This window comes from Catenuloplanes nepalensis, assembly GCF_030811575.1.
GTDB classification, from domain to species: Bacteria; Actinomycetota; Actinomycetes; order Mycobacteriales; family Micromonosporaceae; genus Catenuloplanes; species Catenuloplanes nepalensis.
This window is the reverse complement of record NZ_JAUSRA010000001.1, coordinates 7,181,020-7,203,149: the sequence shown is the minus strand read 5'-3', so window position 1 is coordinate 7,203,149 and position 22,130 is coordinate 7,181,020. Positions and strand designations below refer to the sequence as shown.

At 72.1% G+C, this 22,130-nt stretch carries 24 protein-coding genes and 1 pseudogene; 9 read left to right on the top strand and 16 right to left on the bottom strand.

Going from position 1 to position 22,130, the window contains the following annotated elements:
• Window positions 1-157 precede the first annotated feature (157 nt).
• The gene (locus J2S43_RS30990) at window positions 158-667 is read right to left on the bottom strand and encodes a methylated-DNA--[protein]-cysteine S-methyltransferase (RefSeq protein WP_306835101.1); all 510 of its coding nucleotides are present in this window, start codon (window positions 665-667) and stop codon (window positions 158-160) included.
• Window positions 668-1,124: 457 nt separating this feature from the next.
• A pseudogene (locus J2S43_RS30985) lies at window positions 1,125-2,741 on the bottom strand (DNA-3-methyladenine glycosylase 2 family protein); the annotation flags it as partial.
• Between the two features lie 89 nt (window positions 2,742-2,830).
• On the opposite strand from J2S43_RS30985, the gene J2S43_RS30980 reads away from it, so the two are divergent.
• A complete protein-coding gene (locus J2S43_RS30980) occupies window positions 2,831-3,739 on the top strand; it encodes a TIGR03619 family F420-dependent LLM class oxidoreductase (RefSeq protein WP_306835100.1) in 909 nt (302 codons plus the stop codon).
• A gap of 88 nt (window positions 3,740-3,827) precedes the next feature.
• Window positions 3,828-4,226 (top strand): hypothetical protein, encoded by a 399-nt coding sequence (locus J2S43_RS30975; RefSeq protein WP_306835099.1) that lies wholly within the window; start codon window positions 3,828-3,830, stop codon window positions 4,224-4,226.
• Between the two features lie 62 nt (window positions 4,227-4,288).
• Here J2S43_RS30975 and J2S43_RS30970 read toward each other — a convergent pair whose 3' ends face one another.
• The 6 genes from J2S43_RS30970 to J2S43_RS30945 form a co-directional block, all read right to left on the bottom strand.
• Complete coding sequence (locus tag J2S43_RS30970) at window positions 4,289-4,603, bottom strand: type II toxin-antitoxin system PemK/MazF family toxin (RefSeq protein WP_306835098.1); 315 nt, start codon at window positions 4,601-4,603, stop codon at window positions 4,289-4,291.
• Window positions 4,600-4,851, bottom strand: a complete 252-nt coding sequence (locus J2S43_RS30965; RefSeq protein ID WP_306835097.1) for a hypothetical protein — start codon at window positions 4,849-4,851, stop codon at window positions 4,600-4,602. Before J2S43_RS30965 ends, J2S43_RS30970 begins: the two co-directional genes overlap by 4 nt.
• A 58-nt stretch (window positions 4,852-4,909) precedes the next feature.
• Entirely contained in the window at window positions 4,910-5,665 is a 756-nt protein-coding gene (locus J2S43_RS30960; protein WP_306839557.1) for a nucleotidyltransferase domain-containing protein, read from the bottom strand.
• Window positions 5,666-5,676: 11 nt separating this feature from the next.
• Window positions 5,677-6,618, bottom strand: coding sequence for a nucleotidyltransferase domain-containing protein (locus J2S43_RS30955; RefSeq protein WP_306835096.1), 942 nt, complete (start codon window positions 6,616-6,618; stop codon window positions 5,677-5,679).
• A gap of 2 nt (window positions 6,619-6,620) precedes the next feature.
• A complete protein-coding gene (locus tag J2S43_RS30950; protein ID WP_306835095.1) occupies window positions 6,621-7,244 on the bottom strand; it encodes a hypothetical protein in 624 nt (207 codons plus the stop codon).
• A 103-nt stretch (window positions 7,245-7,347) separates the two neighbouring features.
• On the bottom strand, window positions 7,348-8,493 hold the full coding sequence (locus J2S43_RS30945; RefSeq protein ID WP_306835094.1) for an MFS transporter: 1,146 nt from the start codon (window positions 8,491-8,493) through the stop codon (window positions 7,348-7,350).
• A gap of 57 nt (window positions 8,494-8,550) precedes the next feature.
• Between J2S43_RS30945 and ychF the strand changes: the two genes are divergently transcribed.
• From ychF to J2S43_RS30925, 4 genes are all read left to right on the top strand, one after another.
• Entirely contained in the window at window positions 8,551-9,636 is a 1,086-nt protein-coding gene (ychF, locus tag J2S43_RS30940; protein ID WP_306835093.1) for a redox-regulated ATPase YchF, read from the top strand.
• 149 nt (window positions 9,637-9,785) lie between these two features.
• Window positions 9,786-10,484, top strand: coding sequence for an HNH endonuclease (locus J2S43_RS30935; RefSeq protein ID WP_306835092.1), 699 nt, complete (start codon window positions 9,786-9,788; stop codon window positions 10,482-10,484).
• A 96-nt stretch (window positions 10,485-10,580) separates the two neighbouring features.
• On the top strand, window positions 10,581-10,865 hold the full coding sequence (locus tag J2S43_RS30930) for a hypothetical protein (RefSeq protein WP_306835091.1): 285 nt from the start codon (window positions 10,581-10,583) through the stop codon (window positions 10,863-10,865).
• Window positions 10,847-11,260, top strand: a complete 414-nt coding sequence (locus J2S43_RS30925) for a PIN domain-containing protein (RefSeq protein WP_306835090.1) — start codon at window positions 10,847-10,849, stop codon at window positions 11,258-11,260. The genes J2S43_RS30930 and J2S43_RS30925 overlap by 19 nt, the downstream gene beginning before the upstream one ends.
• A 1-nt stretch (window position 11,261) precedes the next feature.
• Here the strand turns inward: J2S43_RS30925 and J2S43_RS30920 are convergent, their stop codons facing one another.
• The 3 genes from J2S43_RS30920 to J2S43_RS30910 form a co-directional block, all read right to left on the bottom strand.
• Window positions 11,262-11,843: a Uma2 family endonuclease gene (locus J2S43_RS30920; protein WP_306835089.1), complete on the bottom strand. Its 582-nt coding sequence runs from the start codon at window positions 11,841-11,843 to the stop codon at window positions 11,262-11,264.
• Between the two features lie 152 nt (window positions 11,844-11,995).
• Window positions 11,996-12,358: a PH domain-containing protein gene (locus tag J2S43_RS30915; protein ID WP_306835088.1), complete on the bottom strand. Its 363-nt coding sequence runs from the start codon at window positions 12,356-12,358 to the stop codon at window positions 11,996-11,998.
• Window positions 12,359-12,397: 39 nt separating this feature from the next.
• Entirely contained in the window at window positions 12,398-12,715 is a 318-nt protein-coding gene (locus J2S43_RS30910) for a 4a-hydroxytetrahydrobiopterin dehydratase (RefSeq protein ID WP_306835087.1), read from the bottom strand.
• 205 nt (window positions 12,716-12,920) lie between these two features.
• Here J2S43_RS30910 and J2S43_RS30905 point away from each other — a divergent pair, with 205 nt between their 5' ends.
• Entirely contained in the window at window positions 12,921-13,343 is a 423-nt protein-coding gene (locus J2S43_RS30905) for a (deoxy)nucleoside triphosphate pyrophosphohydrolase (RefSeq protein WP_306835086.1), read from the top strand.
• A 260-nt stretch (window positions 13,344-13,603) separates the two neighbouring features.
• Here the strand turns inward: J2S43_RS30905 and J2S43_RS30900 are convergent, their stop codons facing one another.
• The 5 genes from J2S43_RS30900 to J2S43_RS30880 all read right to left on the bottom strand — a co-directional run bounded on the left by J2S43_RS30900 (window position 13,604) and on the right by J2S43_RS30880 (window position 20,666).
• A complete protein-coding gene (locus J2S43_RS30900) occupies window positions 13,604-14,659 on the bottom strand; it encodes a succinate dehydrogenase/fumarate reductase iron-sulfur subunit (protein ID WP_306835085.1) in 1,056 nt (351 codons plus the stop codon).
• Window positions 14,660-14,663: 4 nt separating this feature from the next.
• On the bottom strand, window positions 14,664-16,559 hold the full coding sequence (locus J2S43_RS30895; protein ID WP_306835084.1) for a fumarate reductase/succinate dehydrogenase flavoprotein subunit: 1,896 nt from the start codon (window positions 16,557-16,559) through the stop codon (window positions 14,664-14,666).
• An 8-nt stretch (window positions 16,560-16,567) separates the two neighbouring features.
• The gene (gene sdhC / locus J2S43_RS30890; protein ID WP_306835083.1) at window positions 16,568-17,350 is read right to left on the bottom strand and encodes a succinate dehydrogenase subunit SdhC; all 783 of its coding nucleotides are present in this window, start codon (window positions 17,348-17,350) and stop codon (window positions 16,568-16,570) included.
• A 181-nt stretch (window positions 17,351-17,531) separates the two neighbouring features.
• The gene (locus J2S43_RS30885; RefSeq protein ID WP_306835082.1) at window positions 17,532-18,152 is read right to left on the bottom strand and encodes a hypothetical protein; all 621 of its coding nucleotides are present in this window, start codon (window positions 18,150-18,152) and stop codon (window positions 17,532-17,534) included.
• 417 nt (window positions 18,153-18,569) lie between these two features.
• Window positions 18,570-20,666 carry a S9 family peptidase gene (locus J2S43_RS30880; protein WP_306835081.1) on the bottom strand — a complete coding sequence of 699 codons (2,097 nt, stop codon included), beginning with the start codon at window positions 20,664-20,666 and terminating at the stop codon, window positions 18,570-18,572.
• Between the two features lie 75 nt (window positions 20,667-20,741).
• Between J2S43_RS30880 and mshB the strand changes: the two genes are divergently transcribed.
• Both mshB and J2S43_RS30870 read left to right on the top strand, forming a co-directional pair.
• Window positions 20,742-21,638 (top strand): N-acetyl-1-D-myo-inositol-2-amino-2-deoxy-alpha-D-glucopyranoside deacetylase, encoded by an 897-nt coding sequence (gene mshB, locus J2S43_RS30875; protein WP_306835080.1) that lies wholly within the window; start codon window positions 20,742-20,744, stop codon window positions 21,636-21,638.
• Window positions 21,635-22,105 carry a hypothetical protein gene (locus J2S43_RS30870; protein WP_306835079.1) on the top strand — a complete coding sequence of 157 codons (471 nt, stop codon included), beginning with the start codon at window positions 21,635-21,637 and terminating at the stop codon, window positions 22,103-22,105. Before mshB ends, J2S43_RS30870 begins: the two co-directional genes overlap by 4 nt.
• The last annotated feature ends 25 nt before the right edge of the window (window positions 22,106-22,130 follow it).

The window sequence follows — 22,130 nt, the reverse complement described above, 5'->3', positions numbered from 1 at the left end:
GCGGAGGTAACGCCTAATTCGCCATAAATTTCGCGCCGGCTGGCGGCGCGGGCCGCCACTCAGAGTCCAGTGGCGATCACGCTGCACACAGTGACGGTAGCAACTGCGTCGATATCTGACCGGATGAAGGGTTACTCACTCTTGTCGTCAATGCGGCTCATCGACGGGCTTCGTGATCCAGCAGCCACTGCTTGACCTCCAGACCCCACCGGTAGCCGCCGAGCGACGTGTCCACCCGCAGCACCCGGTGGCACGGCACGAAGAACGCCACCGCGTTCCGCGCGCAGGCCGCGGCGGCCGCCCGGATCGCCGCGGGCCGGCCGGACAGCTCCGCGAACCGTGTGTAGGTGACCGGCTCACCCGCCTTGATCCCGCGCATCACCGCCCAGGCGTGCGTCATGAACGCGCCGTCGGAGTGCTGATGCACCGGGACGTCGTCGATCGCGGTCAGATCGCCGTCCAGATAGGACCGCACCTTTCCGGTGATCTCGCCCAGATCCGCACGTTCGCGCAGCTCGGCGCCGTCGCGCAGGGTCGGGTGGATCAGCGCCACCAGGCCGGGCACGTCCGCGGTGAAGCCGGTCGCGCGCACCCGCCCGTCCGGCCCGGCCACGATCGTCAGCGGCCCGGCCGGTGTCACCGTCATCGCATGGTTCAGTGTGGTCATCGTGGTCTCCTCGAAACTCGGCGCCGGGTGTGGGGCACCCGGGGGAACGTGCACCGGCCACTGCCGGCGGTCGCGTCGCGAGCGCCTCAGGGCCGGGTGGCAGTCGTCATGGCCGGGCAGCAGCCCTCGTGGCGGCCCCGGCCGCGGTCGTGCTGACACCGGCAGTCGTCGCGGCCGGGCCGGAGGCACTCGGGCCCGAGATGGCCGTGGCGGAGGCAGCCGGGCCGGAGGTGGCCCGGCCCGAGGCACGCCGGCCGGTGGCAGCCGGGCCGGAGGTGGCCACGGCGGAGGCAGACGGGCCGGAGGCAGGCGGGCCGGTGGCAGCCGGGCCGGAGGTGGCCACGGCGGAGGCAGACGGGCCGGAGGCAGGCGGGCCGAAGGCAGCCGGGCTGGAGGCAGCCGTGGCGGAGGTGGTCGTGGCGGCCGTGGCGGAGGTGGCCGGGCCGGAGGCGGCCGCGGCGGCGCGCCACAGGCGGATCAGCGCGTAGGAGCGCCACGGGCGCCACTGCTCCGCGCGCGCGGCCAGCGCGGCGGGCGTGTGCGGCAGCCCGAGTGCCCGCGCGCCCTTGCGCACCGCCAGATCCGTGGGGAGCAGCACGTCCGGGTCGCCGAGCGCGCGCAGCGCCACGTAACCCGCGGTCCAGGCGCCGATGCCGGGCAGCGCGGTCAGCCGCGCCGTGATCTCCTCCCGGTCGCCGCCCGGATCGAGCACCAGCCCGTCCGCCACGGCCCGGGCCAGCGCACGCAGCGTCTCCCGCCGCGCGACCGGCATGCCGAATGCGTCGTCCGGCAGGGCCAGCAGCCGCTCCGCGCTCGGGAAGGGCATCAGCCCGGCCGGATCGTCCGCCATCGAATAGCCGGGCACCGGCCGCCCGGCCGCCACGTCCTCGGCCGCCACGTCCTCGGCCGCCACGTCCTCGGCCGCCACGTCCTCGGCCGCCACGACGTCGGCCGCCGGTTCGCCGGCCGCCGTGTCGTGGGCCGCCACGCTCGCCGTGTCGTGGGACGGCAGCGCGGCCGCGGCGCGGACCAGGCGTTTCAGGACCGAGCGGGCGGAGGCGACCGAGATCTGCTGGCCGACCACCGCGCGCACCGCCATCTCGAAGCCGTCCACCGCCCGTGGGACGCGCACGCCCGGCTCGTCCGAGACGGAGGGGGACAGGTAGGGGTCGGCGTCGAGCAGGCCGTCGATCGCGTCCGGATCGGCGTCCAGGTCGAGCAGCCGGCGGCAGCGGGCCACGGCCGGCGCCAGGTCGCGCATGTCCGCCACCCGCAGCGTGGCCGCCACATAGCCGGCGCGCGGCGTCAGCTCCGCGGTCGCCGGGCCGTTCGGCAGCGACAGCGCCCGCCGATACGTCACCGCGCTCGCCTCCTCCACGCCGGGAATCGCGCGGGCCGCCAGGAACCCGAGCAGCGCGGGCACGTGCAGCGGTGCGCGATGGGACAGCCGCAGGTGCACCACGCCCGGGCCGGCCGGCTCGGCCGGCCCCGGCACCGCCCAGACCGAGCGTTGCCGCCGCGACTCCCGCAGCTGGGACGGGCTCGCGTCGAACACCGCCTGCATCGTCTCGTTGAACTGCCGCACGCTGCCGAACCCGGCCGCGAACGCGATCTCGGTGAGGCTCAGCCCGGTCGTCTCGATCAGGATGCGCGCGGTCTGCGCCCGCTGCGCCCGGGCCAGCGCCAGCGGACCGGCCCCCACCTCGGCCGTCAGCAGGCGCTGCAGGTGGCGCTCGGTGTAACCCAGCCGGCGAGCGAGCCCGGGCACGCCCTCGCGGTCGACCACGCCGTCGCCGATCAGCCGCATCGCCCGGCCGACCGCGTCGGCCCGCGAGTCCCACTCCGGTGAGCCGGGCGCCGCGTCCGGGCGGCACCGGCGGCAGGCGCGGAAGCCGTTGCCCTGGGCGGCCGCGGCGGACGGGTAGAACCGGACGTTCTCCCGGCGGGGCGTGACGGCCGGGCAGGACGGACGGCAGTAGATGCCGGTCGACGTGACGGCCGTGAAGAACCACCCGTCGAACCGCTGATCGCGGCTGTCCACGGCCCGGTAGCAGCGCTCGAAGTCCAACTCCACGCCCTCGATCCTGCCCCGGCCGCCGGTCCCGTGGCTCGCGGGTTTCGGACATCACCGTGACCGATCCGCCGGTCGGTACGGTGGGCACCATGCATGTCGGACTGGGCCTGCCGGTGGCCGGCGCGTGGGCCTCCCCGGATCGTCTCGCGGCCGTGGCCACCCGCGCCGAGCAGCTCGGATATCACTCGCTCTGGACGTTCCAGCGGCTCTTCGTGCCGGTCGACCCGCAGCCCGAGCCGGTCTACCGGAGCGTGCTGGATCCGCTGATCGCGCTCGCCTTCGCGGCCGCGCGCACCACCACGATCCGGCTCGGCGTCGCGATCGTGAACCTGCCGTTCGTCCCGCCGGTGCACCTGGCCAAGCAGGCCGCCACGCTCGACGTGCTCTCCGGCGGCCGCCTCGACCTGGGCCTGGGCAGCGGCTGGTCCGCGCCGGAGTTCGTCGCGGCCGGCGCGGACCTGGCTCGCCGCGGCCCGCGCACCGCCGAGTACGTCCGGGTGCTCCGCACGCTCTGGTCCGGCTCCGGCGCGCCGCACGAGGGCGAGTTCTACCGGCTCCCGGCCGGCTACCAGCACCCGCTGCCGGTGCAGCGTCCCGGCCCGCCGATCCTGCTCGGCGGCTCCGCGCCCGCGGCGCTGCGCCGGGCCGGCCGCCTCGCGGACGGCTGGATCAGCCGCAGCAAGGCGAACCTGGCCGAGATCGGCGACAGTGTGGCGCTGGTCCGCGCGGCGGCGGCCGAGGCGGGCCGCGACCCGGACGCGATCCGCGTGGTCAGCCGCGGCCCGGTGCGGGCCGGCGGGGCGCTGCCGGAGGCCGGCCGCAAACCGCTGACCGGCTCGTACGCCCAGATCAGGGCGGACGTGAACCGGCTCGCCGAGGCCGGCGTCACCGAGGTCTTCCACGACCTCAACTGGGACCCGGCGATCGGTGCGCCGGACGCTGACCCCGAGGCCGCGTCCCGCCGCGCCGACGAGATCATCGAGGCGCTGGCCCCCTGAGGCGGGACCACCACACCCCGCACCGGGCGGCGGATGTTGAGTATCGGCACTCAGGGCCCGGACCGCGCGCGGCGGCAGGATCGTCCGCATGAGTGGCAAGCGGGTGTTTCTCGGTGCGGTCGGTGGGGCCGCCGTCTTCGCGGTGTCCTGGTTCGTACCGGCCGGTGTGCTGTTGCTGTTGGACGCGATGCTGCGCCGGGAAGCGGCGGATGCGAACATCGGCGCGGGCCTGCTGCTGCTGGCGATCCCGGCCGCGGTGGTCCCGCTCGGCCTCTGGGCGCTGCTGCGCCGGCTCGGCGTGCCGGGCGCCGCCGTGATCGGTGCCGGCGGCATCGTGGTCTACGTGGCGACCGTGATGGTCTCCACCGAGCAGGCCGTCCTTGACCCGCTCTACCTGACCGGCGCGATCGGCACCGGTGCCTTCCTGATCTATGCCGGGCTCGCGGCCGTGCTGGCCGGCGCGATCGCGGGCCGGCGCAACGCCTGACACCGGGGTGGGGATCGGGTCCGGGCGGTGAGGGCCGCTCGGACCCGCCGCGCTCCGGGACGTCACAGCTCGAACAGGTCGCGCAGTGCCTCGTTGAGCCGGGCCAGGCTGGCGCCGGTGACCATCCCGACCTTCTCCGCGCCCGCGCTGGCCGGCAGCCGGCGCATGCGGTTGACCACCACCACGCCGGAGAGCGGGTCGGCCTCGGCCAGCGGCACCGCGAACGGCGGCAGCTCCGTGCTGCCGCGCTGACGCACGATCGGCGCGCAGAACGGCGCGGCGCTGGGCCGCTCGTTGTGCGAGTCCCCGGACAGCACCACCACCCGGTACCGCAGGTCGCTGCGGCCACCGATGGTCCAGATCTCGCCCCGGTTCACGCGGCGTCGGAGAGGTCGTTCCAGTTGGTCTCGAGCTTCTCCGCCAGACGGTCGAAACCGTCCAGCTCGTCACGGACGTCGGGGTTGGCGGTCAGCCACTCCTCGTGGCGCCGGGCGGCCTGCCGCAGCGCCTCGCGCCGGGCCGCACGGTCCAGCCAGGCCGAGAGCGTGAGACCCTCCTCGGCCGCGGCCGCCCGCGCCCGGGTCAGGGTGTCCGCCCTGAGGCCGAGGATCACCTTTTCCGCCATACGGCGATCGTACGCGCGCCGGGGCAGCCAGCATGGCGCGGACGCCCCGGCGATCGGGTCAGCCGCCCAGCCGCAGCCGCACCAGGAGATCATGCACCGCGTCCTCCGCGGCCGGCCGCTGCGGCAGCCGGGTCGCCGCCCGGGCCTCCTCCAGCGCCGCCTCCAGGAGCGCGAGGTCGTCGGTGACGCCCGGCGGCGCCAGCCCGGCCGCGGCGCGGTGCTCCCCGGCCGTCTTCGCCGCGATCAGCTCCGTGAGGTATGCGGGCGCCTCCGGTACCAGCCCGGCCAGCGTCGGCAGGTGCGTGTCCAGTTCGCCGGACCGCATCAGGTGCAGGCCGGTCAGGTACGCCCGGAACGTGTAGAGCAGCGGTTTCAGTTCGCCGGACTTCGCGTACAGCCGGTGCTGGCTCTGGGCGAAGCCCCGGTAGTGGTGCGCGTGATGCCGGGTGACCGTGTCCGGCCCGAGCGCGCGCAGCTCCTCGTGCGCCGGCGAGCTCGACACCACGATCGGCGAGAGCAGCTGCTCCAGCACGTACCCGTTGCGGCTCAGCAGCAGCCGGAAGAACTTGAACGCGTCGTGCGTGACCATGTCGATCTCCGCGCCGTCCCGCTCGAAGGTGGTGTCGATCGTGTCCCGGCCGGTGCGCAGCCCGACCACCTCCTCGATCGGCAGCAGGTGCGCGCCGCGCAGGTCGACGTCCGAGTCCCGGCTCGGGAAACCGTAGAGGTGCGCGCCGGAGACGGTCACGAACAGCAGCGGGTACGGCTGGCCGCTCGTCGCCGCGCGCAGTTCGCCGAGATCGAGCCGCGTCATGTCCCGGGCCGTCATCGCAGCACCTCCGCCGCGCTGCGCGCCCGCACCGAGCGCAGCCAGGCGTCCACCCGGGCCACGTCCGGCACGGCCGGCAGCGGCGAGTGGTCCAGCGCGTCGTCGATCTGCGCGTGCAGCGACAGCCGCCACGTCTCCACGTCCGGCCAGGAGCGCTCACCCCGGCGTACCCGCAGGAGGCTTTCCCGGTGTTCGCCCGCGTCCGTGCGGAAGCTGCCGGTGGCCAGCACGTCCCGGCAGGCCAGCAACAGCCGGAGCAGGTGCATGACGTGCTTCCAGCGCGGCTCCCCGTCCCGGCGCAGGTCCGCCTCGATCTTCTTGAACTGGCTCAGTACATAACCCGAGTAGGTCTGGTACACCAGCTGGGACAGGAACGCGCCGCGCAGCTCCAGCAGTTCCCCGCCGAGCGGCGTGACCGTCTCCACCAGCGGCGAGTGCAGCACCTCCAGCAGGTTCGGGTTCGCCTTCAGGGCCAGCTCGCAGAAGCGCTCCACCTCCCAGGAGAAGTGCTCCGGCGCCGGCCCGTCCACGTGCTGCGGCGGCTTGCGCAGCGACCAGAACGCGTCCGCCGGCGCCGCGTAGACGCCGCGCACGTCGGTGTCCGAATCCGCGGTGTCCAGCCCGAACGCGCGCGAACCGACCACCGCGGCGTAGATCGTGTGCTCCGTGACGAACCGGTGGTCCGCCGGCGTGGACGTGCCGCCCCGGGGCCGGTCGCCGATGCCGATGTCCCGCTGGTGCGCCTTGCGTAGCGCCAGCTCGCCGCGCGCGGCGGTCACCTGGCGGCCGTCGGTGAGCCGGACCAGGTAACCGTTCGCTTCGGAGTCACCGACCACCCGGCCGGTCGCGCCACGCTGCACCCGGGCACCGGCGAGGTCGACGGAGGCCTCGCGGAGCACCACCTGCGTGCCGCCGGGAAGGCGAGGAGAGTTCGTCATGGTCAGGCGATCGTACGTTCGCCACGCGTGAATCCGGTGCCGGACCAGGTGAACCGGTCGGTGACGGTCAGCGTGCCGCCGGACGCGTTGTCGTCCTTCTGCTGGAACGCCCGCGACGTGACCACGACCGTACCGTCGTCGATCAGGATCTGCTTGACCCGCAGGCCGCGCTCGTCGACGCCGTCCCCCTGCGTGAGCAGCACGCCGAGCCGCCGCCACTGGCCGGCCGGCGGGGCGCCGTCGTAGGCGTGGACCACGGACGGCCAGCTCGACGTGGAGCCGGTGCAGGCCGCGGCGACCAGCACGTCCGGGACGCCGTCGCCGGTGATGTCACGGTTGAACATCGGGCCCTGCTCGACCGGGAGCGCGGCGGCGGGGCACTCCAGCGCGGCGGCCAGCGCGGCCTTCCAGTCGCCGGAGCCGGTCTCGCCGGGAGCGGGAGCGGGCTCGGGCGCCGTGCTCGACGGTGCGGATGCCGTGCTCGACGGTGCGGCGGCACTCGGCGGTGGCGCCACGCTGACCGTGCTGGGAGACGGTAGCGGCCCGTTCGCGGTGTCGTCGCCGCTGTTCGTGCAGGCGGTGAGCGCCAGGACCGCCAGCGCGAGCGTGCCGAATCGCCTGATCATGTGAATTCCTCCCCGTGTGCCTTGCCCTCGCGACGGCCGGCCGCCGCGATCGACTCGTATCAGCTGCACGTCTCAGACCGGCCCGCGGTTGCAGGCCGTCCTCCTACTCGCGGGCCAGCAGGGCCGCGCCGATCACGCCGCCGGCCGCGTACACGCCCGCGGCCGCGAGCAGCAGGCCGGCCGCGCCCACGCCGGCCGCGTAGCCGGCCAGCGCGGCACCCAGCGCGGACCCGGACACCTTGAGCCCGGCGCCGAGCGTGAAGACCTGCGTGTGCACGGCCGGCGGCGCGTGCCGGTCCCGGCTGGCGAACAGCGCCGCGGACTGCGGCCCGAAGAAGAACCCGGCCACGCCGAAGAGCAGCAGCGCCGGGATCACGCCGGGCACGACCGGCACCAGCGCCATCGGCAGGGCCGAGGCCAGCAGACAGATCATGACGGTACGTTCGGGACGGCTCGCCCCGATCGGATGGCGCGCGTAGAGCAGCGACCCGGCCAGCCCGCCGATCGCGGCCGCGGACAGCAGCGCACCGGCCGCCCAGCCCGCGTGGTACTCGATCGCCAACAGCGCGGTGATCAGCGGGAACGCGCCGTACGCGCCCGCGCCCAGGCCGGTCGCCAGCGTCACCGCGCGCAGCGGCCGGATCCGCCAGATCGCACCGAACCCGCCGGTCAGCACGTTGCCGGCCGCCTCCGGCGCGGGCCGGGCCGGCAGCCGCAGCGTGAGCACCAGCAGCCCGGCCGTGATCGCGCCCGCGCCCAGCACCAGCGTGGCCGGCCGCGCGCCGCCCAGCTCCGCGATCCCGGCCACCACGGCCGGGCCGCAGATGCCGGCCAGGTTGTAGGTCATCACGTCCATGCCGTAGACCCGGTCGCGGCGCTCCGGCGGGAACAGCTCCTTGATCAGGCTGGACAGGCCGCCGGTGCCGAGCGGCGCGCAGCAGCCGCCGAGCACCGCGATGACCACCACCACCGCGGCCGGGACCCGGCCGGTCAGCAGCCCGCACAGCGCGATCGCCACGCCGTTGCCGCCGATCAGCAGCAGGTAGACCGGCGCCCGGCGGCGGGCCCGGTCCGCGAGCGCGCCGACCGCGGGCCCGGCCAGCACGTGCGGCACCATGAACGCGGCCGCCAGCGCGCCACCGAGCACCGGGCTCCCGGCCGTCTCCAGGGCCAGCAGCACCAGCGCGACACGCGCCCCCTCGTCCGCGAAACGGGCCAGTACCGCCGCGGTCAGATACCGATAGATCATCACCGGTGACGATAGGCCGGTCCCCGGGTTTCCGCGCGGGCACTATCCTGGTGCGTTGTGAGTCTCAGCATCGGCATCGTCGGCCTGCCCAACGTCGGCAAGAGCACCCTGTTCAACGCCCTGACCAAGAACGACGTGCTCGCGGCGAACTACCCGTTCGCCACGATCGAGCCCAACGTCGGCGTGGTCGGGCTGCCGGACGAGCGGCTGGACAAGCTGGCCGAGATCTTCGAGTCGCAGAAGATCATCCCGGCGCCGGTCTCGTTCGTCGACATCGCCGGCCTGGTCCGCGGCGCGTCGAAGGGGCAGGGCCGCGGCAACGCGTTCCTGGCGAACATCCGCGACGCCTCCGCGATCTGCCAGGTCGTCCGCGCGTTCTCCGACCCCAACGTGGTGCACGTCGACGGCAAGGTCTCGCCGAAGGACGACATCGAGACGATCAACACCGAGCTGATCCTCGCCGACCTGCAGACGCTGGAGAAGGCCATCCCGCGGCTGGACAAGGAGGCGAAGCTCAAGAAGGACCGCGCCGCCGTCGCCGCCGCCGCGAAGGCCGCCGCCGAACTGCTCGACGGGGGCACCACGCTCTACGCGGGCGCGGCCAAGGCCGGCATCGAGATCGAGCTGCTGCACGAACTGCACCTGCTCACCTCCAAGCCGTTCCTCTACGTCTTCAACGTCGACGAGGAGGAGCTGGCCAACGCCGAGTTCCTCGCGTCGCTGCGTGACCTGGTCGCACCGGCCGAGGCCGTCTTCATGGACGCCAAGATCGAGTCCGAGCTGATCGACCTCCCCGAGGACGAGGCCCGCGAGCTGCTGGAGTCCATCGGCCAGACCGAGCCCGGCCTCAACCAGCTGATCCGCGTCGGCTTCCGCACCCTGGGCCTGCAGACCTACCTCACGGCCGGCCCCAAGGAGGCCCGCGCCTGGACCGTCCCGATCGGCGCCACCGCCCCCGAGGCCGCCGGCGTCATCCACTCGGACTTCCAGCGCGGCTTCATCAAGGCCGAGATCGTCGGGTTCGGCGACCTCACCACCGCCGGCTCCATGTCCGCCGCCAAGTCCGCCGGCAAGGTCCGCATGGAGGGCAAGGAATACATCATGCAGGACGGCGACGTCGTCGAGTTCCGCTTCAACGTCTGACCAGCCACGCAAGCCGGCGTCTCCAGCGCCGGCTTGCGTGCTTTCTGGCCGGGGTATCCCACCGGCCGCCATCGTTCTCATGATGAGTCACCGCCTTCAACCGCCACTCCGGCGGGGCAGATCAGAAGGCCTGGGTAGGGTTCGGTCGCATGGGGAGCTGGCTCGAGGACATCGTCGCTGTTCTGGATACTCTCGGCGGGACGGGGACCTACGACGAGATCTACGCCGGAATCGAGCAAGTACGGTCCAACCTTCCACCATCGTGGAAAGACATCGTCCGGCGCCAGATACAGGACCGTTCCTCCGATTCGGCGGGCTTCAAGGGACGGCAGGACCTCTTCTTCTCCGTCGACGGGCTCGGGAGAGGCGTATGGGGACAGCGGTCGGCGGTGGTCGACACGCCGAAGGCGGCCGACCTGCCCGATGAGATCGCCGGACGGGCGCTGCCCGACGGAAACGCTTCCCCCGGTCGTGCCTTGCAGAAGACGTATCGGCTGTTGCGTGACACCAGACTGGCGCGGGAAATCAAGCTGCTGCACCGGGATCGTTGTCAGCTCTGCGACCTCGTACTGAGGTTGGACGCCGCTCGAACATATTCTGAGGCCCACCACATCATCCCCGTCGGCAACCCGCACAACGGGCCGGATGTCGCCGGGAACATCATCGTGCTGTGCCCCAATCATCACGCGCTCTGCGACTACGGGGCGATTCCGCTCGAGCGATCCCGCATCCGTGAGATAACGGGCCACGTCATCTCCGACGCCAGCCTTGAGTATCACAACTCCCGGATCCATCGAATGGACATCGCCCGTTCGGTGCGGGGGCGTCAGGTGACTTTCGATATGTGAGCGTTGACGCGGCATGGCGGCGGACCTCAGCCCGCCAGGCCCGATCATGGCGGCTTCTCCGTAGCGGTTTTCCTACTCGTTTGACACAATCGGTCCATGGGTGACGTGACGTACAGCATCGGGGAAGGGCCGGCGACGCGGGTGAGCCTGTCGCTGCCGGAGGGGACCGCCGAGGCGATCCGGGCGCGGGTGGGCAAACGGGAGTTCTCCGCCTTCATCGCCGAGGCGGTCGAGCGGGAGCTGCGTGGGCGGGCTCTTGACGAATACCTGGCGGACTACGAGGCCCGCAACGGGCCGGTCTCCGATCAGGCTCGGCAGCGGGCACGGCAGGTCTTCGACGAGGTGTTCGCCGAGCAGGCCGAGTGGCCCGCCGCCAGCTGAACCACGATGGGACGCTGGTCCTCGACAGCGAGGGTTTGTCAAAGCTGCTTGCCGACAGCGAGCAGGTGGTGGCTCTGGTGGCCGAGGCGCGCTCGCGTGGCATGGAGGTCGTGATCAGCGCGCTCACCATCATCGAGGCTGTCCACGCTCGCACGAACCAGGCACGTCTGCGCTGGGTGCTCTCCGGACTCCGCGTGGTCCCGGTGGGCGACGAAGAGGCGAGGGCGGCATCGAAGCTGCTGATGAACGCCGGTCTCCACGGTCACAAGTACGCGATCGACGCCGCGGTCGCCGAGGCCGCGCTGCGCCAGCACCGTCCCGTGGTCATGCTGACCTCCGACGTCGACGACATGTCCAGGCTCTGCGGCGACCGCGTTCGGCTCGTGGCGGTGTGAATCAGCTGGTGCGGCCGGGTAGCAGCCGGTCGAGGTCGATCGTGACCGGGAACGGCGTGGTGCTGCGGAGTTCGTGACGGAAGATCCCGGTCGGTGCGTACGACCGGGTGGGGCCGTCGAGTTCGTAGGCGTGCACGACCGGCGCGCCGTCCTCGTCCTCGATGCGCCAGTAGTGCCCGATGCCGGCCTCCGCGTATTTGCGCAGCTTGACGGTCCGGTCCCGGTGTGCCGACTCGGGCGAGACCACCTCGGCGACCAGCAGGACAACGGCCGGCTCGAAGAAGGTGCGGTCCGGATCGTAGGCCGCCGTCGTCGCCAGCAGGTCGGGTTCGGGCCGGTTCCGCTCGTCCAGCCGGATCGTCATCTCCCGCTCGACCTCGACCCCCGGTGGCGCCTGCTCGGCGAGCGCGAGCACCAGTGCGGTGACGAGCCGAGCATGCCAGGCCCGCTGGGGGGACATCATGAAGACGAGCGCTCCATCGATGAGTTCGGTATGACGGGGCGCCTGGGGAAGCTCGTCGAGATCATCGGCGAACCACCCCTCGGGGCGTGGCGGCCGCATCCATTCGGGCACCGCGGTCATGCCGTCACCGTAACATTCTGCGACGTCGGCGCGGCTGCTTCGACGCCTGCCGCACGCGGTCCTGAGGCGACCACCGCGGGATGCGGTGCCCCGCGGGAGCACTGGGGAGGTGCCCCCGCCGGAAGTGGGCGGACCGGTTGCCGGGGCTTCTTCTACGAGATGTAGAAGAGGATGACGTTGTGGACGTGGTGGGCCTTGTGGTCGCCGCGGAACTCGACCTCGTAGGTGTGGGTGCCGACGTTGATCGCGATGGTGCTGGAGCCGAAGAAGGAGCCGGCCCAGGAGGCGTTGCTGACCACGCTGACGCTGGTCACCTTGGAGTAGGGGATGCTGGTGATCGCGAACTTCTTGCCGACGAACGACTTGTCCTGGATGATCACGCGGCGGCTGGTCAGGCCGATGAAGCCGGTGCCGACGCCGACCGCGTCGTAGACGGCGATGATGTCCTCGCCCTCCAGGAGGCCGCTCTCGATCTGCTTCAGCTGTTCCTTGCGGTCATAGGTCGCCTGTGCCATGGCCTGAAGGTTAGTCCCGGCGCGCTGTGGTCAGGATCACTAAACGGCGGTGACGGTACGGTACGCATCCTCGATACGCGCGGCGAGGGCGACCTGACCCTCCGTTATGGAGTCGGCGCCGGCGACCGAGACCCTGATCCGGGTCTCGCCCTCGAGGCGGCGGATCTCGGGCCGCAGGTGCAGCGCATCGGCCGCAACCTGGATACGCTCGGTGAGGTCGGCGTGCTGCGCCTCGTCGAGGGCCAGAGTGCGGCTCAGCTGCTGGCCGTCGCGGGTCCACCCGGACAGCACAGTCAGGGCGTCACTCAGATAGTCGCGATTTTTCGTGCGACCGTTGTTGCTCCAGAGAGCACGCATCGCCACGCCTCCCCCAGGCTGGTTGCCCTGATGCTGAGCGTCGTTGCCGGCTTGTGGCCAAATCGTCGCCGTGTCGTCATGGTGTCGCCCCTAGTCTTCCCGCTGACGGGCTGGCATGTCCATGGCTACTGGACCACCTCTTTCTCGTACTAAGAGGTGATGGCGTCCACCCGAAATACCGATTGATCTGGCACTCTGGTTGCCCGTGCACACGGAACGGGCCAGGTCGAAGGTCGTCGTCGGCGCCGCCATCCTCTCCGGCGGACGCGTCCTGGCCTGCGCGCGATCCGCGCCGCCCGAGGTCGCCGGCCGCTTCGAGTTCCCCGGTGGCAAGGTGGAGCCGGGCGAGTCCGAGATCGGCGCGCTGGCGCGCGAATGCGCGGAAGAGCTGGGCATCACGGTTCGGCCGGGGGAGCGCCTCGGCCGCGACGTGCCGCTCGGCAACGGGTGGGCGGTGCTCCGCGTCTACCTCGCGGAGCTGATCGGTGACGCACAGCCACGCGCGCTGGAGCACCGCGAGCTGCGGTGGCTCGCGGTGGACGAACTCGACTCGGTGCCCTGGCTGCCCGCGGACGAGCCGATCGTCGAGGCGCTCCGCCAGCACCTGACCCACGGCACGCCCCCGTGATCGAGGCGGTCCCGATGCTGCCCCAACGGCCTTCGGGCGTGGGGGTGAGCCGTCGGCCGATCGTGATCCAGGCGTCATCGAGGTCGTTCGAACGACTTCGATGACTGGATCACCAGACGGACCGCTGCCCGTCAGCCCTGACGCCGGAGGCTCGGTAACGACAGGGGGAACGGCCCGATCACGGACGAGACGCCTGGCGAACGTCGCTGGACAACGCACCGGCGGCGGCGTGACGCCGGGCGGGGTGGGGCGGGGCGGCATCAGGGATGGGGCTCGTCCCGGACCGCGTCGGCGATCGCCTCGGGTGGGGTGCGGCCGGTCTCGCCGCGTACCGGATGGTGGTAGTTGATCTCGTCGGGTGGGAGGGGAAACCGCACGTCGTCGCCGAACGGGGAGCCGGCGCCCTGGTTCTCGAACGTCAGCTCGGTGATCGCCATGTGCCCGTCCGCGTCGATCGCGGGCGCCTGCGGGCCGCGCCGCGCCCGCTGCGGGGACGGCTCACCGTCGGCGGCCTCGGGTGGCGGCAGCGTGCCGATCAGCGGATCCGGGCCCGTCTCGGCCAGTTGATCCCGGCGGAAGATCTTGCGGCCGAGCCAGACCAGCGGGTCGAAGCGCCGGTCGACCACGCGCTCCTTCATCGGGATGATCGCGTTGTCGGTGATCTTGATGTGCTCCGGGCAGACCTCGGTGCAGCACTTCGTGATGTTGCAGAGGCCCAGCCCCATCGACGCCTGCGCGTACTCCTTGCGGTCGGACCGCGAGTCCAGCGGGTGCATGTCCAGCTCGGCCGCGCGGATGAAGTAGCGCGGTCCGGAGAACGGCGGCTTGTTCTCGTCGTGGTCGCGGATCACGTGGCAGGTGTTCTGGCAGAGGAAGCACTCGATGCACTTGCGGAACTCCTGCGAGCGCTCCACGTCCACCTGCCGCATCCGGTACTCACCCGGCGCCAGCTCGGCCGGCGGTGCGAACGCGGGCGTCTCGCGGGCCTTCAGGTAGTTGTAGGACACGTCCGTGACCAGGTCGCGGATGACCGGGAACGTGCGCAGCGGCGTGATCGTGACGGTCTCGTCCGCGGTGAACGTGGACATCCGGGTCATGCAGCTCAGCCGCGGCATGCCGTTGATCTCCATCGAGCACGAGCCGCACTTGCCGGCCTTGCAGTTCCACCTGCAGGCCAGGTCCGGTGTCTGGGTGGCCTGCAGCCGGTGGATGATGTCCAGCACGACCTCGCCCTCGTTCACCTCCACCTGGAAGTCGTGCAGGTCGCCGCCGTCCGCGTCGCCCCGCCAGACCCTGAAGTTGCGCGTGGTGCCCATCTGCTCATGCCTCCGGCAGCGCGTCGAACTCGGCCAGTTCCTCGTCGGTCAGGTACTTCGACATCTCGGTGCGCTCGAACAGGCGCAGCAGCTCCGGCCGCATGCGCGGCAGCGGCTTGCGGGCCAGCGTCACGTCCTCGCCGTCCAGTGCGCAGACCAGGTTGACCTGCCGCCACACCGGGTCCATCCCGGGGAAGTCCTCGCGGGTGTGCCCGCCGCGCGACTCGGCCCGCTCCAGCGCGGCGCGCGCGGTGCACTCGGAGACCACCAGCATGTTCCGCAGGTCCAGTGCCAGGTGCCAGCCGGGGTTGTAGCGGCGGCCGCCGGCCGCGCTCACGGCCGCGACCCGGGCGCGCAGCTCGTGCAGCCGCTTCAGCGCCTCGGACAGCTCGGACTCGCGCCGGATGATGCCGACCAGGTCACCCATGATCGCCTGAAGTTCCTGCTGCAGGTGGTACGGGTTGTCGCCACCGCTGCGCTCCAGCGGCCCGAGCGCGGTGGCCACCGCGGCGTCGAGCGCGGCGGCGGACACCCGTGGCCGGGAGGACGACGACACGTAGGACGCCGCGTGCTCGCCCGCCCGCTTGCCGAAGACCAGCAGGTCGGAGAGGGAGTTGCCGCCGAGCCGGTTGGAGCCGTGCATGCCGCCGGAGACCTCGCCGGCCGCGAACAGCCCGCGCACGCGGCCGAGCGCGGCCGTGGTGTCCGGGTCGACCTCCACGCCGCCCATCACGTAGTGGCAGGTCGGGCCGACCTCCATCGGCTGGGCCGTGATGTCGACGTCGGCCAGCTCCTTGAACTGGTGGTACATCGACGGCAGGCGCTTGCGGATGGTCTCGGCCGGCATGCGCGTGCTGACGTCGAGGTAGACGCCGCCGGCCGGGGTGCCACGGCCCTCCTTGACCTCGGTGTTGATCGCGCGGGCCACCTCGTCGCGGGGGAGCAGCTCGGGCGGGCGGCGGTTGTGGTCCGGGTCGGTGTACCACCGGTCGGCCTCCTCCTCGGTCTCCGCGTACTGCTTGCGGAAGACGTCGGGGACGTACCCGAACATGAAGCGCTTGCCGTCGGAGTTCTTCAGCACGCCGCCGTCGCCGCGGACCGACTCGGTGACCAGGATGCCCTTCACCGACGGCGGCCAGACCATGCCGGTCGGGTGGAACTGCAGGAACTCCATGTTGATCAGCGTCGCGCCGGCCCGGAGCGCGAGCGCGTGGCCGTCCCCGGTGTACTCCCAGGAGTTGGACGTGACCTTGTAGGACTTGCCGACGCCGCCGGTGGCCAGCACCACGGCCGGCGCCTCGAACAGCACGAACTCGCCGGACTCGCGGTAGTAGCCGAACGCGCCGGCGATCCGGTCGCCGTCCAGCATCAGCTCGGTGATCGTGGTCTCGGCGAAGACCCGCAGCCGCGCGTCGTAGTCGCCGAACTCCCGGAAGTCCTCCTGCTGCAGTGAGACGATCTTCTGCTGCAGCGTGCGGATCATCTCCAGCCCGGTCCGGTCGCCGACGTGGGCCAGCCGGGGGTACTCGTGGCCGCCGAAGTTGCGCTGCGAGATCCGCCCGTCCGGGGTCCGGTCGAACAGCGCGCCGTACGTCTCCAGCTCCCAGATCCGGTCCGGCGCCTCCCGCGCGTGCAGCTCGGCCATCCGGAAGTTGTTCAGGAACTTGCCGCCGCGCATGGTGTCCCGGAAGTGGACCATCCAGTTGTCGCGCGAGTTGACGTTGCCCATCGCCGCGGCCGCGCCGCCCTCGGCCATCACGGTGTGCGCCTTGCCGAAGAGCGACTTCGAGATGATCGCGGTCTTCCTCCCGGCGAGACGTGCCTCGATCGCGGCCCGCAGCCCGGCGCCGCCCGCGCCGATGACCACCACGTCGTACCGGTGCCGTTCCGTTCTTGTCATGACCGCCCTCAGTTGATGATGCGCAGGTCGGAGAACCAGCCGGCGGCCAGCGCCATGATGTAGAAGTCGGTCAGCGCCAGCGTGCCGAGCGTGATCCAGGCCAGCTGCATGTGCCGGACGTTCAGCGCGGACACGAACGTCCAGAAGCGATATCGCACGGGGTGCTTGGAGAAGTGCTTGAGCCGTCCGCCCGCGATGTGCCGGCAGGAATGACACGACAACGTGTACGCCCAGAGCATGATCACGTTGACCCAGAGGATGACGTTGCCGAGGCCGAGCCCGGTGGCCTGTGCCAGGGCCGCGTCCCACGTGTTGATCACGGAGATGATCGCGGCGGCGTAGAACGCGTACCGATGGACGTTCTGGAAGATCAGCGGGAAGCGCGTCTCGCCGGTGTAGCGCCTGTGCCCGTCCGGCACCGCGCAGGCCGGCGGCGAGAGCCAGAACGCCCGGTAGTACGCCTTTCGGTAGTAGTAGCAGGTCAGCCGGAAGAGCAGCAGGAACGGCAGGGTCAGCGCGGCATCCGGGATGATCCACCAGCCGGGCAGGAACCGCCCGAGGTGGGCGGCCTCCTCGACGCACCGCTCGGTCACGCACGGGGAGTAGAACGGCGTGAGGTAGTGGTAGTCGTCGACCCAGTAGTTGTCGTGCAGGAACACCCGGACCGTGGCGTAGGTGACCCAGGCGCCCAGCCCCACGAACGTGACCAGCGGCGGGAACCACCACCGGTCGGTGCGGAGTGTCCTGGCCGCGATCGCGGCCCGGCCGGGTCTCGTCGCCGTCGACGTCATTCAGGCTCCCCTGATGCGGTGAACGCGCGCTCGTCTGTGACACACGTTACGCCGTGTGTGACGCAGACCATCCGCAAGGGAGTCTGGGTGTTACGGGACGACTACGAAACCCCTCTCGGCCTGTTACGACGCAATGTGTCCAAGGTCACTGATCAAGATGGACGGTTGATCTTGCATCGAACTAGAGCGATGGGTCGCCCAGTCTGCGCAGCGCACCGGCACACGCGGCCGGGCCGTCGGCGATCAGCTCGTCCAGCACCGGATCCGCGTCCTCGTCGCGCGGGGTCAGGTAGAACGCGGGGTCGCCGCCGCCGGCCACCCGGTCCAGCGCGTCCGCGTAGGTCGCACGCGCCTCGATCACCTGCCGCCAGCCGTCCGGCCAGGACTGCTCCACGTGGGAATCGTCCGGGCGGTCGCTCCGCAGCCGGTCCAACTCCAGCAGGAACGGCCGGGCCGCCACGTTCTCGTCGCGGATCGCCTTCGCGCGCGTGGCCGGCCCGTTCGTGGCCCCGGGCGGCGTCAGCCGGTTGAGCCGCTGCTCCAGATCGAGGCAGGCCGCGTCCACGTCGCCGAGGGTCTCCGCCTCCACGGCGCGGTCGTGCCGGGCCCGGTCGACCGCGCCACGCACGGCCGCGGCCGCCGCGATCAGCCCGCCGCAGATCAGCAGCAGGATCAGCGCCAGCGCACCGGCCACGACCAGCGTCCAGCCACGCCGGTCCAGCCCGCGCCGCTTCGGCGCATCTCCGGCAGCCGGAGGCGCGGGCGTCTCCGGCGCGGTCTCTGGAGCAGAAGAATCCGTCACGCGTCCCAGTACAGCACCGACACGCCACGAGCCCCAGTGCGGATCCTCGGCGATCAGAACGCGATCAAGGACGAGATCAAGGGCATGAAGATCTAGAAAGCGATTTCCCGCTTCCGGCGTGGGCACCATGGGCGTGCTCCCGCGGGCACCGGTCGTCGCTGCGCTCCTCCCTGCGCGAGCGCGGCCGGTCGCGAAGAAGACGAACGGCGGTCTCGACCCGGCGCACACGGCGCGGACGACCGCGGGCGCCCTGGGGCCTGTCCACGACCGTTGGCGAGGGGCCGGTGCGGTTTTCGGCGGGACCACGGCGGGACTCGCAGGGAGGAGCGCCAGCGACGACCGGTGCCCGCGGGAGCACTCGGGACGCGACCACGCCGGAAGCGGGCAGAAGGCCCTGAGGCTTTGATCGTCGTGGTTCTAGATGTGCCGGCGCACGAAGTCCAGCTCCAACGGGAGCAGCCGCTCGACCACGCCGTCCGCGGCCAGCCGCGCCACGCCGGAGAGCGGCAGCACCGCGTGCGGACGACCGGCCGACACCATCGACGCGGAGAGCCGCAGCGTGTGCGCCGCGATGATCGAGTCGTCCGCCATGCCGTGCACCAGCAGCAGCGGGCGCGCGTCCTCCGGCCGGAGCGGCGGCTCGGCCGCGATCTCCACCAGGTTGTGCCGCGCGTAGACCTCGTCGTCCGGCAGGCCGAGATATCGCTCGGTGAACGCGGTGTTGTGCAGTGCGAAATCGGTCAGCGGCGTGCGCGCGACGCCGCAGGCGAAGACGTCCGGGCGGCGCAGTACCGCGAGCGCGGCCAGCCAGCCGCCGAGCGCCCAGCCGCGGATCGCGACCCGGTGCAGGTCCAGGTCCGGGTGCTTCTCGCCGAGCGCCTCCAGCGCGTCGACCTGATCGGCCAGCGCGATGTCGGCCAGCCGCCGGTGCACCACCTTCTCGAAGCTGGGCGCGATGCCGGGCGTGCCCCGGTTGTCGACCGTCACGACCGCGAAGCCGGCGTCCGCCCACCACTGCCGCTCCAGCCACCAGGCGCGTGCGGCCAGCACCTCCTGACGGCCGGGCCCGCCGTAGACGTCCAGCAACACCGGCAGCCGGCCGCCCGCGTGGTGCCGCGGGTAGAGCACCGCGGCCGGCAGCCGCCGGTCGGTGACCCGGGACAGCGCGGGGCGCGGCGCGAACGGCGGCGGCGACGCGAGCGAGCGCAGTTCGCCGACGAGTGTCTCGCCGCGCCGGACCGTCCACTGCGTGCCGGCGTGGTCCAGCGACAGGCGGCCGATCGCGACCAGCCCGCCGGCCGCGGCGGCGACGTGCCAGCCGGGCTCGGTGGTGATCCGCTTCGCTTCCATGCCGCCGGCGCCGAGCGCGCCCCGGATTCGGTAGACGTGCTGCTCGGAGGGCTCGCCGTCGGTGCCCTCGACCAGTATGTCCGGTGCGCCGCCGACGACCGGGCCGATCACCCGGCGCACGTAGAGCGAGGGCGGGGTGAGCAGGCTGCCGTCCGCGAAGAGGCAGCGTGCGTCGTACCCGTCGTGGGCCAGTTCGCCGCCGACCAGCACCCGGCCGTCCGGCAGGTGGCAGGGCGTGCCCTCGATCGGCTCGACCCAGCGCGGGTCGGTCAGCTCCGCGTGCACCTGCGTCTCGCCGGTGCGCGGATCCACGGAGAGCACGAGGCCGTGCTGCTGCAGCCGGCGCAACACCGCGATCAGCGGGCCGCCGTCCGCCCAGCGGACCGAGACCAGATAGGGGTACGTCTCGCGGTCCCAGTGCACGTCCACCCAGCCGCCGTCGAGATCCAGCAGGTGCAGGCTGACCTGCGGATTCGGCCCGCCGGCCCGGGGGTAGGCCAGGCTCGGCGCGGGCTCGCCCGGATCCACCGGGTCGTGCAGGTAGAGCCGGGGCAGCCGGGACGTGTCCACCCGCGCGGCCAACACGGTCCGCCCGTCCGGCGACCACCAGTAGCCGCGCCCTCGGTCGAACGCCTCGCCGGCCAGGTAGTCGATCGCGCCCCAGGCGACCGTGCCGTTGCTGTCCCGCTCGCCGGCGAGCATGGCGTCGGTGCCGTCCGGCTCCACGATGTGCAGCGCGGTGGTGGCGGTCGGCTCGCCGCGGCCGGTCAGCCCGGGGTGCGCGGTCAGGTACGCGATCCGCTCGCCGGCCGGGTCCGGCCGCGGGTCCACGGCCGGGCCGGACGTGGCCACCTCCACCACGTCGCCGTTGATCAGGTCGGCCCGGAACAGCCGCCCGGCGATGGTGAACGCCGCGATCCGCCCGTTGCGGTCCAGCGCGTACGACGTGATGCCCTCGTGCCGGTCCCCGGTCAGCTCGACCGGCTCCGCGACCGTCCGCTCCTCGCCGGTCGCCGCGTCCAGCATCCACAGGCAGCCGGCCGGGTCCTCGGGACCGCTCGAACGGATGAAGACCACCCGGCCGCCGTCGCCCGCGACGCTGACCGAGAGCGGGCTTCCATTGGTGAACCGGCGGGTGCGGGCGGCGAGTCCTGGGTAGTCCACTGTCAGATCATCCTCCAGAAATCGTGCTTTTGGGCTGTTTCTCCGGTGCCCAGGGCCCCGCGTAAAGTGTCCCGGGTGACGAAGCACAGCGCGGCCCACCGCCTCCTGCTGGTGCATGCCCATCCGGACGACGAGTCGATCGGGACCGGCGCGACGATGGCCCACTACGTGGCCGCCGGCGCCCACGTGACGCTCGTGACCTGCACGCTCGGCGAGGAGGGCGAGATCCACCTGCCCGAGCTGATCGGGCTCGCGGCGGACGCGGCCGACCAGCTCGGCGGCTATCGCGTGGCGGAGCTGAACGCGGCCTGCGCCGCGCTGGGCGTGACCGACCGGCGGTTCCTCGGCGGCGCCGGGCGCTACCGGGACTCCGGCATGATGGGCCTGGCCACCAACAGTGCCCCGCGCGCGTTCTGGCAGGCCGACCTGGACACGGCGGCCGGGTTTCTGGTCGAGATCATGCGTGAGGTCCGGCCACAGGTCGTGGTCACCTACGACGACAACGGCTTCTACGGGCACCCGGACCACATTCAGGCGCACCGGGTCACCATGCGCGCGGCCGAGCTGGCCCGCGCCGAGGGCTTCGGGCCCGACAAGATCTACTTCCAGGCCACGCCGCGCAGCGTGCTCGCGGCCGGCATCGAGCAGTTCGGCGCGACCGCCGGCAACCCGTTCTCCGGCGTCGACGTGCCGGACGAGCTGCCGTTCGGCTCCTCCGACTCCGAGATCGCGGCCCGGATCGACGCCACCGACTCGGCGGACGCCAAGGTCGCGGCGATGAAGGCGCACGCCAGCCAGATCCCGCTGGACTCGTGGCTCTACTCGATCGCGGGCAACTTCGGCGGCGAGTTCATGGGCGTCGAGTTCTACACGCTGGCGCACGGCGAGCGCGGGCCGGGTGACGGGCCGCACGGCTGGGAGAGCGACCTCTTCGCCGGCATCGAGGCCTCCGCCGGGGCGCTGTCCAGGTGAGCGCACCGCCCCCCTCGCCGTACCCGCACAAGGTCTCCTCGCTTGCGATCGACCCGGAGTGGCTGGAGCCGCTGCCGGAGGCGAAGGGCATGACCGTCACCGACCTCACGCTGCGGATCCTCGGTGGCGTGCTGGTGGTGCTGGCCGCGGTGGTGACCGCGATCCTGGAGGTCTTCTACACGCCGCTGCGCGTCGGCGGCTTCCTGATCGGCGCGTCCGCGCTCGGCGCGGTCGTGGCGAACGTGGCCCTGGCGTACTTCGCGCTGCGCACGGTCGGCGCGAAGTGGGCGGTGGCGCTGCCGGCGGTCGCCTGGTTCACGGTGCTGATGGTCGCGGCCGGCAGCACCAGCGAAGGCGACATTCTGCTCGTCGACAACAACTGGGTCGGACTCGCCACGATCTTCACCGGCTCGATGGCGTTCGCGGTGGTCGCATACCGCGTGATTCTTCCGCCAAACCACTCCTGACCAGGTAAAACGTTATCCGTTCGTC